This window comes from Bradyrhizobium sp. McL0616 (assembly GCF_049993385.1).
Lineage (GTDB): Bacteria > Pseudomonadota > Alphaproteobacteria > Rhizobiales > Xanthobacteraceae > Bradyrhizobium.
The window spans coordinates 733,471-750,736 of sequence record NZ_CP188255.1 but is presented as its reverse complement, the minus strand read 5'-3'; the positions used below and the strand labels follow the sequence as shown (position 1 = coordinate 750,736).

The window sequence follows — 17,266 nt, the reverse complement described above, 5'->3', positions numbered from 1 at the left end:
TCGTTGTAGTCGATCACAAGCCCACTGCAATCCGTTCACGAATGTCCGCACAGATGCCAACTTACGGCTCTGCGACGCACTTCCGCAATTGGCTCAAAACGGACCTCCAGCGCGGGTTAAGCGATGTCTGGTGCTGGGGGTCAACGGACATGGCGCGGTCCGTCCGCTACTTCCGAACTTGACCCATCTGCGACATCAGGGTCGCACGACAATGGTCTTCGCGCGCCAGTTCGGTTCGATGGGATCTCCGCTGGACTCTTCCTCCAGAAAATCTATCGTTTCACGCACCCGTCGACCCGACGGGACCTGAGCTCAGAAAGGGAGAAAGATATATGGTGACAAAACTAGCGGCACTGCTCTCCGTTCTGGCGGTCGGCGGCGGATTAAGCACGGCGGTTGCCCAACAGGCTCCGACGGAGAACAAAGGGATGAAGGCGGAAGCGTTGTCGGGCTTCGCGCTCGGCAAGCAGGGGTTGGAGGACCTTGCGCAGCGCCAGATGCGCATCCGGCAGATCACCATTGAACCAGGCGGAGTTGCCGGCTTTCATAGCCACAAAGACCGTCCTGCGCTGAGTTACATAATGAAGGGTGGCTTGACAGAGCACCGCAAGGGCGGCCCCGACCGGACCTATAAGGCCGGCGAGGTGATCACCGAAAGCACCGATGTTGACCACTGGGCCGAGAACACCTCGTCCGAGCCGGTCATCCTCATCAGCGCCGACCTATTCAAGGAGTGAAGCGCTTTCGCGGGTGCGCAACTATCCTCGAACGAGGAAGAACCCGTTTCTCGCAGCCGCCTAATCAACAACAGAAAAACCGAAATCCTCTAAGCCCCGGCATTGTCCGGGGCTTTTGCTTAAAGCCATCTCAGTGGCGATCTCCTCTCTCGAAGAAATGCAAGCGCTTAGCCTGTTGGCCCTTAGCGACGGAAATCCACGTCCGCTCGCGTGTCGGCACTCAATGCCGGAGCGGACTCGTTTTGCTCAGTGCGAGTTCTTCGGATTTTGACCTGTTGCAGACCTTTTAGGCGGTCCAGCGTATTGCCGAGAATGACTGGCTATGATCACGAACCAACAGAGCAAGATTGCTGGTTATGCCGTTCCGGCCTACAGGGGCCGCTTATTCGGTATTGGTGCTGAGGTCGCCCCAGCTTCGAAAGCACGAACCTCCGCTTGTACGCTCGGTATCATGCGACCGAATTAACCACTAATTCCGATCCAATTTTAATAAGACAACGACCCTGCTTGTCAGCGTCGGCCGCGCAGATCAACGTGCAGGTATTGCCGTTTTCCGGACGTCGGCGGGACCGGGAAATTGACTTCGTAAAGCGCGATCGCAATCGCTGCGATCGTTCGATTGGAAGTTAAATTTTTATTTGGAGCATCTCGCCATGATCGAACGTCGTGCAATGAAGCGCATACCGATCAACCGGGCGGCGCGGCTGTCATTCGGTGAAATTAGTGGAACTCATCCGTGCATGGTGCGCGATATCAACGCCTTGGGGGCCTGCATTTCCACGCCGTACTACATATTTGCCAGCGAATTTGTGCTCTCGTTCGACGGCCATTCCGGAATTTTCATCTGCCGCATCGCGTGGAGGAAGGAGACGCTTTGCGGCGTATGCTTCCTCTTGCGCCGCCGCTTGCCGAAATTGGCGAACGATTTCCAGCAACCCACAAACGTGGTGCGATTTGATCACCAGATCGTGGGCTTGCATCGTTAGCATAGGAGCGTCGGCATAACTCGCTGACCACGCGATCGAGTAGGCCTGCCACTTCGGGTACGGGCCGCCGCTTAGCTGACCAATCGGCGCATGGTGCATGATGGCAGCTTTTGACCCGTCCAGGACGTCGTGACTGAATGTTTTGGGAGCCGGCCAATTGGCTTCGCGCGCTGCCAGCAGCCGATCACGACGTGACGCGCTCCGCAGGTTGCGCGAACTGTCAGCACGCTCGGACCGAGGATCGGCAGGTTCCATTAGGTCAGCGTCGCTACCCCTGGGTGGCTCGCGGGTTACAGCGGCTAGGATAATGGACTTGTGCGCGCAATTGCCACAATTGCGACCTCTTACATCACGATCGTCGCGCTCGTCGCAATCGAGTGAATTAGGACGCGACAACGTGAAGCTGCGCAAGTCTTTTGAACCGCTTGCGGCCAGGGCGCCGCGCTGGCCTCGTCATTTGCGAGCAAGCACGCTTGCTGTTGTGATGCCCTGCGGGATTTTCATCGCCGCCCCGCAAGCCGCCTTGGCTCAATGCGCCACAAACCCAACCAATGGCGGTATCCTTCAGAGTGGTGGCCAACCGTGCACGGTTAATAGCAATGTGACCACCGGCTTCGGAACGGCCGTCGACGCATCGAATAGCGCAAACGTTACGACCAACGGCACAGTGACGGCCAACGGTGGTGGAACAGGTATCCAGGCCACCACCAACGCCACGGTCACCGCAAACGCCAATGTAACCGCCGCTAGCAACGGCTTGCTCGCAAACACTGGCGGCACGATCACCACTAACGCGATCACGCTGGCGAATTCCGGCGGCGGCGGCGCGGCCATGATCGCCACCACCGGCACGATCATCGCAAACAACACCACTGTGAATTGGAACGGCGGCGCCTCGGTCGGGGTGGGCGGGGTGGTGCAGGCCACGGTGGGCGGTCAAATTCAATTCACGCCTGGCTCGTCGATCAATCTCAGCGGTGGCTTTGGCAAGCTGATGACCGCCGATGGTGCGACAAGCCAAATCATCGCCGATGGCCTTTCCGTGAACATGGGTGCTTCGGGCGGCATGACCGCGGCTACAGCGCAGAACGGGGGAAATATCCAGCTTACGAACAGCAGCATCACGTTCGGCGGAGGCGGCGGGAATATCGGTCTCTCCGCTGTCACGGGGGGGTCGATCACAGCGACCAATGAGAGCATCTTTGTGGGTACTGGCGGCGGTGATGTCGGTGTGAACGCCGCGTCAGCGGGCCAGATAACGCTGAATGGCGGCAGTATCGCGGTTCAGGGTGGCGGCGGGGAGGCAGGACTTAGGGCGACCGGGGCGAACAGCCTGGTTACCGCAAGCGATGTGGTCGTCAGCGTCACCGGAAGCGGAGGAGACGCCGGCGTGAATGCGACGACTGGCGGCACTGTCGTGACGAATGGCGGCTCGGTATCCGTCACCAACGGCGCGGGCGGGCTGTTGCAGAACGGCGGCATCGCAACAATGAACGGCACCAACGTGACCGCGTCAGGTACTGGCGGCTTTGGCTTTCTGTTCAACAATGGCGGCAGCGCCGATACGTTGACGTACAGCAACGCCACCATCGTGGCCAGCGCCGCCTCGTTCTCGGTGCAAGGCGCCACGGCCAACATCAATCTCGCCGGCACGACTGCGGTCGTGAACAACAACACCCTGCTCGAAACTTCCGGAACGACGGTGTTCAACGCGCAGGGCTCGATCCTGGGCGGGGTGATCTCGACACTGAGCGGCACCAGCACGGTCAATCTGACGGAAGGGACTCGCTGGAGGATGACGGGAAATTCGACCGCAACCAGCCTCATCAACGACAACAGCACGATCATCTTCACCCCGCCGAGTGGGGATCCGACTCAACTGTCGAGCTACAAGACGCTCACTGTGAGCAATTACACCGGCGCGAACGGCCGGATCGGACTGAATACGTTCCTTGGTGCTGACGGCTCGCCCTCCGACAGGCTCGTCATCAACGGCGACACTGCGACCGGCTCGACGGCGCTCAGGATCACCAACACCACCGGTCCCGGGGCCGAGACAACCGGAAACGGCATTCAGGTGGTCCAGGTGCTGAACGGCGGCACCTCCACGCCCAACGCCTTCGCGCTCGCTGGCGAGGCGCGCGCCGGTGCCTTCGACTATTTTCTTTTCCGTGGCGGCCCTGTTGCCGGTACCGATCCCAATGACTGGTTCCTGCGCTCCGAGTTCACGATCCCTCCCGGAGGCGGAGGCGGCGGAGGCGGCGGAGGCGGAGGCGGAGGAGTCCTGCCTCCCGACCCACCACCAGCGGTGTTGCCGCCCGGCACTTACCCAATCATCGGGCCCGGACTTGCAACCTACGGATCCGTTCAGCCCATGGCACGGCAAGTCGGCCTCGCCACGCTTGGTACGCTCAACCAGCGGATCGGCGACACGATGGCATTGTTGAACGCGGGTACCGATCCCAACGGCTGGGGTCGGTCGGACTGGGCGCGGGTGTTCGGTCAGCAGATCAACGGCCACTACCAGGCCTTCGCCGACCCGCGCACCGATGGCTGGCTGGCAGGCTTCCAGGGCGGAATAGATCTCTGGCGCGGCAGCACCATTCCCGGCCACCGCGACTCTGCCGGCCTCTACTTCGCCTATACCCAGGCGCGGGCCGACGTGACCGGGCTCGTCACCAACCCGGCCGCCACCGGCTACATGCTCACCCACACCGGGACCAACGATATCCAGGCTTACTCGGCCGGCGGCTACTGGACGCACTACGGACCGACCGGCTGGTACATCGACGCAATCCTGCAGGGGACGCTCTATCGCGGCAACGCGACGACGCAATTCGCGCAATTGCCGCTCAAAGGCACCGGCTTCGTTGCCTCGCTGGAGACGGGCTATCCAATCCCGCTGCCGCTTGGCCCAGGCTTCGTGCTGGAGCCGCAGGCCCAGATCATCTGGCAACGGGTCTCGTTCGACGATGCCAATGACGGTCTGGGTCCGGTCGGGCTGGGCACGACGTCCGGGCCAATCGGACGGCTCGGCCTGCGCGGGCAGTGGAATACCACGAGCAGCAACGGGATGCTCTGGCAGCCTTATGCAGGCGTCAACTACTGGCGCAGTTGGGGCGCGGGAGCGACCACCAATTTTGGCATCGATCAGGTGCAGCTGCTGCAGAAGATGCAGACGGTCGAAGCGTTCGTCGGCTTCACCGGCAAGCTCGACAAGAGCTACAGCGTCTATGCTCAATTCGGCTATCAATTCGACGTCGGCAGCACGGTCAACGCCGGCCCGCAAGGCGCCAAGGGCACCGCCGGCATCCGCTACAATTGGTGAGCCGGCGAGCTGCCTTGCGGATCTCTATGCGTAGAAGGCACGGCCAACCCAAATCCTACGCGCATGTCGGCTGTTGGCCGATTGTGTTGCAAAAGTCGAAAATTGAACAACCCTAGAAATCTCGCCGAAGTCGATTTCTGGACCTCTCCGCAGCTGCACTGCCTTTGAACGCCACTAAGAAGGTTCGGGGTCGACTTTGGATGAAGCCATGCCGTCCCTCACATCGTCGCGCGTAAGACGCGTCAGCGGGCCTAAGAATTTTCGTTCGCCACCCCAAAAAGACTTTTGCAACAATATCGGCCCAAAACGGACCTCCAGCGCGAGTTAAGCGATGTCTTGTGCTGGGGGATCAACGGACGCGGCGCGATCCGTCCGCGACTTCTCAGTTTGACCCCTAGGCGACATTCAACCACTTGGACCGGTGCGCAAAAACGATTACGCTGTGGTTGAAAAAGCGCAGGCTGTTCCGCAAGTCGGAGCATTTCCTTGTCATTGAAGGATATGACCCAAGGATACACGCGCTCTATTTTTGTCCTCAGCTCTATAAGAACGAGAACGGAAGCCTAGTCCCGCTGGATGGACCAGAAATCGGACAGTTGATGGCTCAAGCGCTTGAGGGCGGAGCAATCGAAAAACCACCGTGGTATGAGCCTGCCGACAGTACCCCGAAGGACCCTGTGATCAATGCTGCTCCCAGCATGGAACTAGACAGCTTGGTCGTCGATGCACCCAGCCCGAGAGCGCAAAAGCCAGCGCCGCTGCGCGCGGTAGTAGTCACCGAAAAGGACAAGTGAGGCATTCACGCGTGCCGCTGGTCCACAGGTCGCATCATCATCCGTGCAGAGGCTGTTAGCTCAAGCCGCCCTGAGGGCTCCGCCGAGGGCCTTGTAAGCTGGGGCTGCTCTGTCGCCGTGGCAACGGACTCCTCAGCGCTCTACAGACTGTCTAAGGGCTCCTACCTCTCACGGCCTTCCGTGTACCGCACAAGGTATGCTCGATCGGGCTCCGGTGATGCGAGTTGCGTCAACGACCGCTTGCACCGAAAACTTGGGAGAGCAATCTGTCATCGATAGACCGAAATGATTATCGAACGCGCCCAAGGTCAATCAGCCGTGATCAGCATCGCGGAGCGGACGAGGGTTTGATGTGCTGATGAAACTTGTTGACTCGGGATTGACGCGGTGCGTCGCAACGGAGCGAGATAGCGGTTAATACTTGATAATAGCGGAAAGGAGGCCCATTCCGCTTAATTTCTGTTACCCTAAGATTCCGGCACACTTATCCTGATTGCACCTGCCCATGTTGCATTGCCGTGAATCAGACTATTGCCCACCTGCGCCGCATCCTCCGCCAAACCGGTTAGGATTTGTCGAGCTATTAATCAAACTAAGGCGAAACCCGCTTGAATGCTGGAGCGCGGATTTTTTTCAAGAGCCTATCGCCAAATTTCGCCTGCCATTCGCCGACGCGTTCTTGGTTCATCACCCCCCGGCCATCAAGCGCGTGCTGATAGACAATCCGAAAAACTATCGGAAAGATCCGATCCAACGCCGTATTCTGGCGTCTGGCTTATCCGAGGGTTTGTTGAGCGTCGAAGGAGAGCGTTGGGAGCTTCAACGACGAATACTCGCACCCGTATTCGCTCGTCGAACCGTCAACTCCTTCACGAAGCCCATGATAGCGGCCGCTAACGAATTGGCCGCAAGATGGACAAGATTGGGACCAGGCGCCGTCGTAGACGTCGCAGCCGAGATGGCTTTGGTCACTTTAAACGTGCTCGCACTTACGATCTTTTCCGACGGCATCGGCGGCGACTTCGAAGAATTTCGGGCGGCGATGAAAGCCTATTTCAGCACGATCGGCCGGATAGGAGTGCTGGATCTGTTCGGTGTACCGAAATTCGTGCCACGCCCGGGCTATCGCCGATTGCGTCATACGATGGCTTATTTCGAGGGGGTGATCGACACTATCATCCATCGGAGAGACCAAAGGCTCGCGACCGTCGCCGCAAACGACGAACCAGATGATCTCTTGACGTTGCTGTTGCGTTCGCTCGATCCCTCGACAGGACGGCAACTCAGCCGGGCAGAGGTTCGCTCGAACATCCTCACTTTTCTTTCGGCGGGACATGAGACGACTGCCAACACTCTAGCTTGGTCGATCTTTCTGCTTTCACAGGTGCCCGAGTGGTGCTCGCGTGTGGTGGAGGAAGCTGAGCGGGAATTGTCGAATCCGGCAGATGACCTAGCCGACCGTTTGATTGTGACAAGGGCGGTCATAGAAGAAGCGCTCCGCCTCTACCCGCCGATCGCCGCACTCAGCCGGGGGGCGGTAGAGGCTGATAAGTTGGGTGAGATGTTGGTCAAGCCAGGCTCCCTGATCGTGATAGCGCCATATGTTCTCCATCGTCATCGCGAACTGTGGGCCCGCCCGGATGCATTCGACCCCTCACGTTTTCTACCGGAGAACCGCGGCGAAATTCCCCGTTTTGCCTATCTACCCTTCGGGATTGGGCCCCGGACCTGTATCGGCTCGTCATTTGCCTTGCAGGAAGCTGCAATCGTACTTGCTGTGTTGAGCCCCCAATTCGAGATGCGGCTGCTGCCGCACGCCGACGTCTGGCCTCTTCAGCGCATTACGCTACGTCCAGCAAAGGGACTGCCGATGCGACTTATTCAGAGGTGAGAGAAGTCCTGAGATGTATAGCAAATGGAAGTGGCGCTGCTACCCGACCCGGCACCTGTGTCGCGACCTCTCAACCGGATTCGGCTTCTGGCCCCTTAGCTGCAATGGCGTAACACCCGGCGCAGGTCCGATCAGCGAGGCATAGCGGACCACATTTGCTCAGGTTGAGTTCTTCGCCTTTTGACCCAGAACGGACAGCGCCATTTCTGAGAACCTGTCGAGTCAACATCTCTGACCCGTTGTTCACTCATCACCGACGATGTAAATTCATCACGAATTGCAGCCTGCATCTCTAGGTATTGGCGCGCGCACGTTACTGGAGGGTGAAGTGAAAGCTCAAACCGAAGCGCATGGATACGTGCTGGGCGCAGCCGATGGCGAACATTTCGTTCACTACCGTAATCCTGGCAGTATCATCATTAAGGTTGATCCCATTAAAGGCTCCAAGAATATGGCCTGCGGCACCCAGGAGGTGCCGATAGGTGCTGGCATTCCGATTCACATACACTTTGACTCGGACGAAGCTTTCTACGTTTTAGACGGAAGTGGAACATTTATACTGAACGACGTACATCATCCCTTCGAGAAGGGTGCGACGATATTCATCCCGAAAAACTCGTGGCACGGGTTCGCGAACTCGGACAGTGAGCTGCTGCTGCTTTGGATTGTCACGCCCGCCGGCTTGGATTCGTTCTTCCGCGAAACCTGCAATCCACCTGGCGAGCCGCGAAGGGAATTGACGCGGGAGCAAATCAACGCGATCAGTCTCAAATATGGTACAAAATACAGGTAGGCGGGCTCGAGCATTTACCCAAAAGAGCTAACAAGCTCGGCCGTTTTTGTTCCAACGCAAAGATCCGATCCCAACGCTTAGAGCGGCCCGGACGCCGTCCGTAAACCGGTGCCGGGCCTGACCAGCCTCACGGGGGAAGACTCCGCGTAGCGGCTTACGAGAGTATGCTCCAGCTTCGGAATATAAAAAAGGTGAGCGCTTCGGTCCCAACCGCTCGTCCCCTCTACACTCGGCCATACTTCTGCTGTTGGCCGATTTTGTTGCAAAAGTCGAAAGTTGCAGAGCTCAAGATTCTTCGCGAAAACACTAAGCAGCGAGCGATCGCGGATTCGTACGATCTCAATCGCGGTACCGAAATCGCCTGTGGATTTTGCGTGAGGCCGTGAGGTCCCTCGCATCTAGTCCGCGAAAGTCGCGCCCACGGCCCGCAGAATTTTGGTCATCGGCGAATATCGACTTTTGCAACAATATCGGCCCTCAGCTGAACAACGAAAGGGCTGCCGCCATGTCGGCTGTCTGCGGGAAACCGGACGTTGTACGATGGTTGCGTTGACGGGTGCTCCTGACCCAATTGAGACATCTGCTGGTCGCTGGACCTATAACTTTGAGGATTTGCTCAGCCGCTCGGCAACTATGCGGCCCTTCACGCTTGTTCTATTTCGCACACGGGAAGCCCCAAAGCGTAGTCAAATCGATGCCGCGAATGCGGATTCATAGAGGATCAAGTGGCGTGGGGGAATTCTGCCCTTTGTGACGAAAGTCTGCTTTCGTCGATTAAGACCTTAATGCCTTGGGCGCAGCGGCCGCATTTCGCCGCGCAGCCGAGCGACGAGTAGACGCAGCTCATCCGTGGGCCGCGCCCGGCGCTCGCAATCGCGGACCTTACTTCCATGTCGCTCAGGCCATTGCAACTGCAGATGATCACAGCACGCTCCTAACCGAACACGCGGATAAGGACCATGATGAGCAGCCCGGCACCAACGGCTCCGCTCCAAACTGCGGCCACACGAAGAGAGGCCTCTGCCGACATTTCTTCTGACACCAGTTCTCTGTGAATTGCCATCTTTTCTTTCCGTAAGACGGCGCTATGGTCGTTCACGCCTCTCATCTCGGTGAGAGAGTCGCAGGACAAATCGATCGCCGCATGTTCCTTGCGAGGCTGCCGAAGAGTTTGACGTTTTCGGACATACCGCGCATGTGAAGTTGAAGGACGGCAACGCCATCTTCGAGCGCGGCGAATTGCTCAAAGAACTGCTCCTCGGTGAGTTCCTGTTCCGGGCAACCGCCCTCGTTCTTGTCGTGAGTGTCGGCAGGACATTTCATGATGATACTCCTTTGTGTTGCTCTGGGTCGTGCATCGACACGACCCAGAATCTGATCGCGGACTTTGAATCATCTGCCTCCAGCGATCACTCGACGAACAGGGCCGGTGTGAGGCCCACGGGCCGGGACAAATTGTAGAAATTGGGCGAGGTCGCCATTACCGCCTTGTGGACCTCGGCGAACTGTTCCTTTGTGCCATTGCCCTTGATGCGGACGGTGTAGCTGAGGTTCTCGTAGCCCTGCGGCACGGCGGGATCGATCCCGAGGAAGCCGCGGAGATCAATCTCGCCGTCGGTCTCGATCGCCAGGCTTTCGAGAGTGATTCCGCGAACCGCGCACTGCGCCACGTATCCGACAGTCATGCATGCGTTGAGCGCCGCGATCAGATGATCCTGCGGATTGGCGAAACTGTTCGATCCGCCGAGTTCCCGGGGCTCGTCGATGTCGATCGAAAACCGGCGCGGCACCTTTTCTCCGCCGATCTCATAACTCTCGATGTCTGCGCGGCTTCGCGCCTGGCCCTGCCAGATCGTGGTGACGTGCCAGTTCGTCTTGCCCTTTGCAGGTTCCCGCTTGACGCTGTCGATCAGCGCCAACAGGTCGTCGACATTGATGCCGTTAACGACGGTGGGTTCAGCAGTCTTCGCTTGTGCACTCATAATGGGTCTCCTTTGTTTGGGGTTGGGTTGGATTTCAAATCTGGTTTATTGCAGTGTCGTGAGTGCCTGCTGGATGCGAAGGCCCTGCCTTTCGGTGATCAGGTTGGACAGCACCTTGCCGAAGTGCGGGTGCTGGGCGCCTGAATGGATGTATTGCCAGCGATAAGCCTTGAGGAATGCGGCCTCGATTGCCCGCGCCTCCGTCTCGTCAACTGCGCGGCCGCACGTTGTCGTGAAGTAGCCTGCATCGGCCTTGGCCTGAGCCCGCAGGATGCCGTCCACCGCGGCGACGAGCTCGATGAATTCGCCGACCGCGGAATCGCGTTCCTCCACCGTTAGCCCGGCGTCGTGGCGCACCCACTCGAGTTCATCGAGGATCGCGTGCTGGCTTTCCTCTCTCCAGTGAAAAAGAAACACGTCCTTGAACAGCTCGGAGAGCTCGGGATCGGCGTCGATGCTCTGGCGATAGTGGAGCTGGGTGAACAGCTCGATATCCAGCGTCAGTGCCAATACCGCCCAGGTACTTTTGCCAAGAACGGCATGGGCGACGGCGTTGTGGTCGACATCGAAGCGATAGCCGGCGGGCAGAACGTCACCGACCAGCGCGTCGACAAGGCGGAACAGCGCCTGGTGCTTCAGCTCCTCGTCGCTGAACCGTACCAGCGCCTCGAGCGCAACCTGATCGCCGAACCAATGATCCTCGCTCAGTTCCAGGACCTTGGCATTGATGAAGCGCTCGACCAGACCAAAAATATTGGCGTAGGTGCGGCCCTGGATCTGACTGACGAACCGCTTTTCATCTGCCGACAGGGTCGTGAACGCGTCCGCCAGAGAAAGCCCGTCTGGAAGAAACTTGTGAGCCGTATCAAAGCTGCGCCCGCGGATCACATCCTTGTCGATATCCCAACGAACCCGCTTGGACGTTTGAATGCAGCGTGCGTACCGTTCGCTGCTGTCGGAAATATTGCTGATCACGTTCATTTCGATCTCCTTTCGCGGAGTGGTGCGCCGATGGCAGGCAGGCCGATCGGCTGATGCAGCAATCCTTAGGTCGCCCGACCGGCCAGGGTCTATGATCGGCGCACCTTGAGACATGACCCAAACGCCGGCATCTGATAGAGAGGTCGGTATGGATGCATTGTCCGATGTTTTGAGAGTGGCCCATCTGACCGGCGGCGTTTTCCTGCACGCCGATTTCTTCGCGCCATGGTGTATGGCCGCCCGCGTCGCGCCAGAACATTGCGCACCCGCTCTCGGGCCAGCATCGCGCTTGATTCTTTATCACTACATCGTCGAGGGTGAACTGCGTATCCGGGTCGACGGCGACGATGGAGAGGACCTCGTGCTTGGAGCCGGTGACGTCGTTCTGTTGCCGCGCAACGACCTGCACCTAGTTGGTAGCGACCTTACCCTGCCGCCGGTACCTGGTAGCGATATTATCCAACCGCCCAAGGACGGCGGGCTATTCACGATCCATCACGGTGGCAGTGGAAAACGCACGCGGATGATCTGCGGGTTCCTCGGTCACGATAGCGCCGAAGACAATCCGGTGATCTCGACCTTGCCGTCGCTGCTAAAACTCGATGCCGAGCAAGGTGGAACAGCGGAATGGATCCGCTCGACCTTCCAATATGCTACCGAGGAAGTCGCCGCTGGCCGCCCGGGTTCGGAGACCGTGCTGGCGAAACTGTCGGAGCTGTTGTTCGTTGAAGCCGTGCGGCGCTACGCTCAAGCACTGCCGCAGGGGCAGACCGGTTGGCTGGCCGGTTTGCGCGACCCCCATGTGGCGCGGGCGCTGGCGCTGGTGCACCACGACATCACCCGGCCCTGGAACGTGGATGACCTTAGCCGTGAGGTCGGGCTGTCGCGTTCGGCGCTGGCCGATCGCTTCACTGGTTTGATCGGTATGCCGCCGATGCACTACGTCGCCAGCTGGCGCATGCAGGTCGCGACCCAGCAGCTCCGCAATACCAACGCGTCCCTTGCGCAAGTTGCCGACTCGGTCGGCTATGGTTCCGAGGCCGCGTTTTCCCGCGCCTTCAAGAAGGTGTTCGGGATTGCGCCAGCCACCTGGCGCCGTTCGAACAGGTAGGCTGCGTTCAGTCTGTACGTTCGTGCAGTCCGCCGAGAGCGAGCAGTCAGTGATTGGTGTGGAAAGTTCCAAGCAGGTTAATGCATCGACTGCTGCCAATGTTGCGTGCATGAGTCTGAAAGTGGCCCATAGCGACGGAATCCATGTCCGCTCGCATGTCGGCACTCAAGGCAGGAGCGGACTCATTTTGCTCAGCGCGAGTTCTTCGGATTGTGACCCAAAAGAGACCTTGGCCTTGAAATGGACAGCATCAAGGGAAACGCTGATTGAGCTCGGATTGCTGGCGAGGATCGGAATGGTCGAAGCAACATTGGGCGACGCAAGATTCTTTCGCCGAAGTGGGCCTCATCCACTTGCAGTTGTTGCGAGTACGGCAGGCGGTGTTGCGGATGAACTCGGCCTGCTGCTCGAAGGAGTGGCCCCTCTGCAAACGGCTGGCCCGCACGAAGTAAGTTTTCTTGACAACCCACGCTACTCTTCGGCGTTGGATCAGACTTCGGCGGGTGCTGTGATTGTGCATCCCGAAATGGCAGCGCGAGTGCCAACGACAACGGTGCCGATCCTGACGGCCGAACCCTACGCTGCCTGGGCACGCGTAGCGGCATTATTCCATCCAGTGCTACCGCCGTTTCCTGGTATTCACCCGTCCGCAATTGTGGCGGATGGGGCGTTTGTGAATCCGTCGGCGGAGGTCGGACCTCATTCCGTGATTGAGACCGGAGCAGAAATAGGACCGCGCTGTCGAATAGGACCTTGCGCAGTTATCGGAAGCGGCGTGATTGTCGGTCGAGACTGTCGGATTGGGGCACATGTGAGTCTGGGCTACGCGCTTCTGGGAGCACGCGTTTACGTCTATCCCGGCGCCCGGATCGGACAGGAAGGGTTCGGCTTCGCCTCCACCAAGGATGGATTTCTCACTGTTCCCCAGCTTGGGCGAGTCATTCTCGAAGATGATGTCGAAGTTGGCGCGAATACGACGATTGATCGAGGATCATCGCGAGATACGGTGATCGGCGCTGGCTCCCGTCTCGATAATCTCGTGCAGATCGGCCACAATGTTATCCTTGGCCGGTGTTGTGTCATCGTCGCTCAGGTCGGTATTTCGGGATCAACCGTGCTTGAGGATTTCGTCCGCGTCGGGGGGCAGGCAGCTATGGCCGGACATCTTCGGATCGGTCAAGGCGCAGAGATCGGAGCGCAGGCGGGCGTCATTTCAGATATGGCTCCAGGCACCAAAGTGGTTGGAAGTCCTGCCCAGCCGATCAAGGACTTCTTCCGACAAATTGCCACGCTCAAGAAGTTGGCAAAGCGAGAAGGATAGGACGGCTTTCACTTCAACAGCGGTTTTACTAGACTATATGCGACTATCCGCTTGCGCCTTCCAAGTTTGCACAAAACGGACATGCTGGGGCAGTACCCGGATGTCCGTTGTTCAGCGTTGAAGGGAACTGGCAAGAGTCAAAAGTCCGTTAATGGTGGTCCGAAACGGACCTTGACGGTGCGGAGTTCGATTCCGTGGGATCATTCAGCGCTGCTTGGTTCGACCCCGCACGCCCTCTTTCAGACGCTTGCGGCGACCACGGAGGACTGCCACGTGCGTTTGTTGTCTAATCTGCTCCGACGCTTCATCCGCCAAGGCACCCTACGGGTCCGCGACGCCGACGGCAAGGTTCACGTTTTCGGCGAACGATTGTCAGGGCCCGACGTCGCCATCCGTCTTCACGATCGCAAACTCTACACCAAGCTGTTCATCAATCCGGAGCTATACGCCGCCGAAGCCTATATGGACGGCACGCTGACGCTGGAAGACGGTGCCGCAATCCATGATTTTCTGCTGCTGTTCTCGGTCAACCGCGCCGGGCTTTATTCGTACGGCTCACAGAAGTTGATGCGGCGGGTGTGGCGCGGTCTGCGGCGCTGGCATCAGGCCAATCCGATCGGACTTGCCGCCGCTCATGCCCGCCACCACTACGACATCTCGACCGAACTTTACCGTCTGTTTCTCGACGAACAAATGCAATATTCCTGCGCTTATTTTCGAGACCCCGCGCATGAATCACTGGAACAGGCACAGCGCAACAAGCTAATCCACGCCACCAGTAAGCTCCAATTGAAGCCCGGCATGACCGTCGCCGAGATCGGCTCCGGCTGGGGCGGCTTCGCCATTCATCTGGCGCGCGAAACCGGTGCGCATGTCACTGCGGTTAATGTTTCGCCCGAGCAGATCAAGGCAGCACGCGTTCATGCCGAGGCTGCGGGCGTTTCCAATCGCGTCGTATTTCGCGAATTGGACTATCGCCAACTCACCGGCCAGTTTGACCGGGTGGTCTCGGTCGGAATGATGGAGCATGTCGGCATCGGACATTTTGACGAGTATTTCCTCAAAATCCGCGAGCTCCTAGCCTCTGATGGTTATGCCTTCATTCATTGCATCGGCCGGATGTCCCAGCCCGGCACCACCGGCCCCTTCATCCGCAAATACATCTTTCCTGGGGCGTATGTGCCGGCGCTATCCGAGACCTTCGCCGCCACGGAGCGCTGCGGGCTGTGGTGTGACGATATGGAAGTGCTGCGGCTGCACTATCGGTATACGGTTAAACACTGGCGTGAGCGCTTCGCAACAAATAGAGCCCGGGCCGCCGAGATCTATGACGAACGGTTCTGCCGAATGTGGGAATTCTATCTCGCCGCCGTCGAACTCGAATTCCTGCATGGCTCTCACATGGTGTTCCAGTTGCTGTTGTCGACTAACCGTGATGCGGTGCCGATCACGCGCGATTTTATGGTCGACTTCGAGCGGGCGGCTTGGGCGAAGACAGCCGGCTGAACGATGCGATCCGACATTCTGCCGAACGTGTTTGACTTTTCCGCTTCTGGTCGATTGTGTTGCAAAAGTCGAAAATTGAACAACCCTAGAAATCTCGCGGAAGTCGATTTCTGGACCTCTCCGCAGCTGCATTGCCTTTGAACGCCACTACGAAGGTTCGGGGTCGACTTTGGATGAAGCCATACGGTCCCTCACGTCGTCGCGCGTAAGAAGCGTCAGCGGCCCTAAGAATTTTCGTTCGCCACCCCAAAAGACTTTTGCAACAATATCGGCCCAAACGCGAAGTCCAAGCACACTCTGGAATGGTCCGCTTATCGCGGTGGGCCGGAAGTAATTGCGCGACTTCTCAAACGATGCTTTTGACCCCAAAAAGGGACGCGGCTCGCTCTGTCACGCAGCTCGCGTTTGATCCGTCCGAATTCGCATACCTGTCGGGGACGAATGGACGCGCCCTGAAGGCATGCTAATGTGTCTGTCTTGACCTGCCAGAGTATTGCCAACGGAGGTTCATTATGCCCGCCTATTTTATTGTTCAAAACACGATCAAAGACGAAGCGCAGTATCAGAAATACGTACAAGCCGTCGTGCCGTTCATCGCCAGCTTCGGCGGGAAGCTCGTCGCTAGACGCGCGAAAGTAGAGGTACTAGAAGGCGAACATGATCAACGGCCAGTCGTGATGTTCGAATTTCCAGATATTGAGGCGATCCACGAGTTCTGGAATTCGCCGGCCTACGTTCCAATCAAGAAGCTGCGTGAGGGAATAGCCACCATGAACATTTGGGCATTTCCGGGCGGGTGATCGGCTCGCGGCTGCTGCGGGCGGACAGCGCCTACTCGTCGAGGATCAGAGCACCAAGCCCGAAGAAGGTAACGCCACCGACCCAGAGCATTTCGAGCGCGGCCTCGATCGCCGAGGTCTCGATCGGCGCGTCACGTGTGTAGGACACGACGACGAAGATCAGGTTCAGAACCAAGCCGACCGAGCCACATGCGAAGAAAAGCATCTTAAAGAGGCGCTTCATGATCCTCATCCGTACAAGAGGAACCGTCATCACAAGCCCGTTGCAGCGCTGCGCAAGAGGCAGGCGATGGCATACAAGGTAATTGATTGATCACAGACCTAGCGTCGTTTCGGCTTAAGAAATTCGTTACTAGTAACTGGCACCATTTGCTTATAGGTCGCGATTTGCGACTGCGGTAACTGAAGACAGTTTGATACTTCGACACGCCCGGTTGGCGGTCTCTTTCAGGAGTCCCAATGTTTAAGGGCTCTACGGTGGCAGTTGTGGCGCTGATTAGCATAGCGCCAACTGGATCGATACCTAACAAATGGTCGGTACATCGATGCGGCCATGGCTATGCTGCGGCAAATCAGGCACTCGTTTGGGTTTTGAAAACGCCTTTCGGGGACAACTTTGATGCATGTGACGGAAAGCGCCCCATGGGCTGATCTCGACGCGGGTGAGCAACGCGCCGTTGCGATATTGGGGGCTGGACTTTCTATCGAGTTGTGTGACCCCGTTGCTCTCCTGAAACTAAAGCTGCTCGGGCTGGTCGTGGGCTCTCATTTGACGGCTGCTGCGCACGAGTTGCGGAGGCGCGTCGTTTTAGACAAACTCGGGGCGCTTGATTGCGTGCCGTAACCAAGCGCACGCGCCCGCGAACAGGACGGTCGAAAGCCCTCGCTGACGACGAACGTGTACAGGATCGCTTAGCGGCGCGTGTTTAGACTTAGCTCATCCGTACCTTGCTGTCTCGCAATCTCCGAACGTAGTAGCCTTGTCTCTGAACGGCCAACCTAATCTCGTCACTGACCCTAGAAACTCTTCTCTTGC

At 58.3% G+C, this 17,266-nt stretch carries 15 protein-coding genes; 10 read left to right on the top strand and 5 right to left on the bottom strand.

All coding sequences use genetic code 11. The features are described from left to right. The first annotated feature begins 332 nt into the window (after positions 1-332). The 6 genes from ACPPVR_RS03600 (at position 333) to ACPPVR_RS03575 (ending at position 8,529) form a co-directional block, all read left to right on the top strand. Positions 333-737, top strand: a complete 405-nt coding sequence (locus ACPPVR_RS03600; protein WP_426612906.1) for a cupin domain-containing protein — start codon at positions 333-335, stop codon at positions 735-737. A 653-nt stretch (positions 738-1,390) separates the two neighbouring features. Continuing rightward, on the top strand, positions 1,391-1,723 hold the full coding sequence (locus tag ACPPVR_RS03595) for a PilZ domain-containing protein (RefSeq protein ID WP_426612905.1): 333 nt from the start codon (positions 1,391-1,393) through the stop codon (positions 1,721-1,723). Between the two features lie 601 nt (positions 1,724-2,324). Next, positions 2,325-5,051 (top strand): autotransporter outer membrane beta-barrel domain-containing protein, encoded by a 2,727-nt coding sequence (locus ACPPVR_RS03590; RefSeq protein ID WP_426612904.1) that lies wholly within the window; start codon positions 2,325-2,327, stop codon positions 5,049-5,051. A 446-nt stretch (positions 5,052-5,497) separates the two neighbouring features. Continuing rightward, positions 5,498-5,845 (top strand): hypothetical protein, encoded by a 348-nt coding sequence (locus ACPPVR_RS03585; RefSeq protein WP_426612903.1) that lies wholly within the window; start codon positions 5,498-5,500, stop codon positions 5,843-5,845. Between the two features lie 505 nt (positions 5,846-6,350). After that, complete coding sequence (locus ACPPVR_RS03580) at positions 6,351-7,736, top strand: cytochrome P450 (protein ID WP_426612902.1); 1,386 nt, start codon at positions 6,351-6,353, stop codon at positions 7,734-7,736. A 328-nt stretch (positions 7,737-8,064) separates the two neighbouring features. After that, positions 8,065-8,529 carry a cupin domain-containing protein gene (locus ACPPVR_RS03575; protein WP_426612901.1) on the top strand — a complete coding sequence of 155 codons (465 nt, stop codon included), beginning with the start codon at positions 8,065-8,067 and terminating at the stop codon, positions 8,527-8,529. A 721-nt stretch (positions 8,530-9,250) separates the two neighbouring features. On the opposite strand, the gene ACPPVR_RS03570 is transcribed toward ACPPVR_RS03575, so the two are convergent. The 4 genes from ACPPVR_RS03570 to ACPPVR_RS03555 form a co-directional block, all read right to left on the bottom strand. Next, entirely contained in the window at positions 9,251-9,454 is a 204-nt protein-coding gene (locus ACPPVR_RS03570; protein WP_426612900.1) for a (2Fe-2S)-binding protein, read from the bottom strand. Between the two features lie 179 nt (positions 9,455-9,633). Next, entirely contained in the window at positions 9,634-9,852 is a 219-nt protein-coding gene (locus ACPPVR_RS03565) for a hypothetical protein (RefSeq protein ID WP_426612899.1), read from the bottom strand. Between the two features lie 86 nt (positions 9,853-9,938). Continuing rightward, positions 9,939-10,511, bottom strand: a complete 573-nt coding sequence (locus ACPPVR_RS03560; RefSeq protein ID WP_426612898.1) for an OsmC family protein — start codon at positions 10,509-10,511, stop codon at positions 9,939-9,941. A 45-nt stretch (positions 10,512-10,556) separates the two neighbouring features. Beyond that, positions 10,557-11,492, bottom strand: coding sequence for a hypothetical protein (locus ACPPVR_RS03555; protein WP_426612897.1), 936 nt, complete (start codon positions 11,490-11,492; stop codon positions 10,557-10,559). 148 nt (positions 11,493-11,640) lie between these two features. Here ACPPVR_RS03555 and ACPPVR_RS03550 point away from each other — a divergent pair, with 148 nt between their 5' ends. From ACPPVR_RS03550 to ACPPVR_RS03535, 4 genes are all read left to right on the top strand, one after another. Next, positions 11,641-12,603 carry an AraC family transcriptional regulator gene (locus ACPPVR_RS03550; RefSeq protein WP_426612896.1) on the top strand — a complete coding sequence of 321 codons (963 nt, stop codon included), beginning with the start codon at positions 11,641-11,643 and terminating at the stop codon, positions 12,601-12,603. A gap of 22 nt (positions 12,604-12,625) precedes the next feature. Beyond that, on the top strand, positions 12,626-13,924 hold the full coding sequence (gene lpxD, locus ACPPVR_RS03545; protein WP_426612895.1) for a UDP-3-O-(3-hydroxymyristoyl)glucosamine N-acyltransferase: 1,299 nt from the start codon (positions 12,626-12,628) through the stop codon (positions 13,922-13,924). 273 nt (positions 13,925-14,197) lie between these two features. Next, the gene (locus ACPPVR_RS03540; protein ID WP_426616322.1) at positions 14,198-15,430 is read left to right on the top strand and encodes a class I SAM-dependent methyltransferase; all 1,233 of its coding nucleotides are present in this window, start codon (positions 14,198-14,200) and stop codon (positions 15,428-15,430) included. Between the two features lie 512 nt (positions 15,431-15,942). Continuing rightward, positions 15,943-16,230 (top strand): DUF1330 domain-containing protein, encoded by a 288-nt coding sequence (locus tag ACPPVR_RS03535; RefSeq protein ID WP_426612894.1) that lies wholly within the window; start codon positions 15,943-15,945, stop codon positions 16,228-16,230. A 31-nt stretch (positions 16,231-16,261) separates the two neighbouring features. On the opposite strand, the gene ACPPVR_RS03530 is transcribed toward ACPPVR_RS03535, so the two are convergent. Then, a complete protein-coding gene (locus ACPPVR_RS03530; protein ID WP_426612893.1) occupies positions 16,262-16,453 on the bottom strand; it encodes a hypothetical protein in 192 nt (63 codons plus the stop codon). Between the last annotated feature and the right edge of the window lie 813 nt (positions 16,454-17,266).

Bases quoted from the DNA above. Each gene is read 5' to 3' on its own strand.
- ACPPVR_RS03600 (WP_426612906.1), top strand. From the start codon at position 333: ATGGTGACAAAACTAGCGGCACTGCTCTCCGTTCTGGCGGTCGGCGGC.
- ACPPVR_RS03595 (WP_426612905.1), top strand. From the start codon at position 1,391: ATGATCGAACGTCGTGCAATGAAGCGCATACCGATCAACCGGGCGGCG.
- ACPPVR_RS03580 (WP_426612902.1), top strand. From the start codon at position 6,351: ATGTTGCATTGCCGTGAATCAGACTATTGCCCACCTGCGCCGCATCCT.
- ACPPVR_RS03565 (WP_426612899.1), bottom strand. From the start codon at position 9,852: ATGAAATGTCCTGCCGACACTCACGACAAGAACGAGGGCGGTTGCCCG.
- ACPPVR_RS03560 (WP_426612898.1), bottom strand. From the start codon at position 10,511: ATGAGTGCACAAGCGAAGACTGCTGAACCCACCGTCGTTAACGGCATC.
- ACPPVR_RS03555 (WP_426612897.1), bottom strand. From the start codon at position 11,492: ATGAACGTGATCAGCAATATTTCCGACAGCAGCGAACGGTACGCACGC.
- ACPPVR_RS03550 (WP_426612896.1), top strand. From the start codon at position 11,641: ATGGATGCATTGTCCGATGTTTTGAGAGTGGCCCATCTGACCGGCGGC.
- ACPPVR_RS03535 (WP_426612894.1), top strand. From the start codon at position 15,943: ATGCCCGCCTATTTTATTGTTCAAAACACGATCAAAGACGAAGCGCAG.
- ACPPVR_RS03530 (WP_426612893.1), bottom strand. From the start codon at position 16,453: ATGAAGCGCCTCTTTAAGATGCTTTTCTTCGCATGTGGCTCGGTCGGC.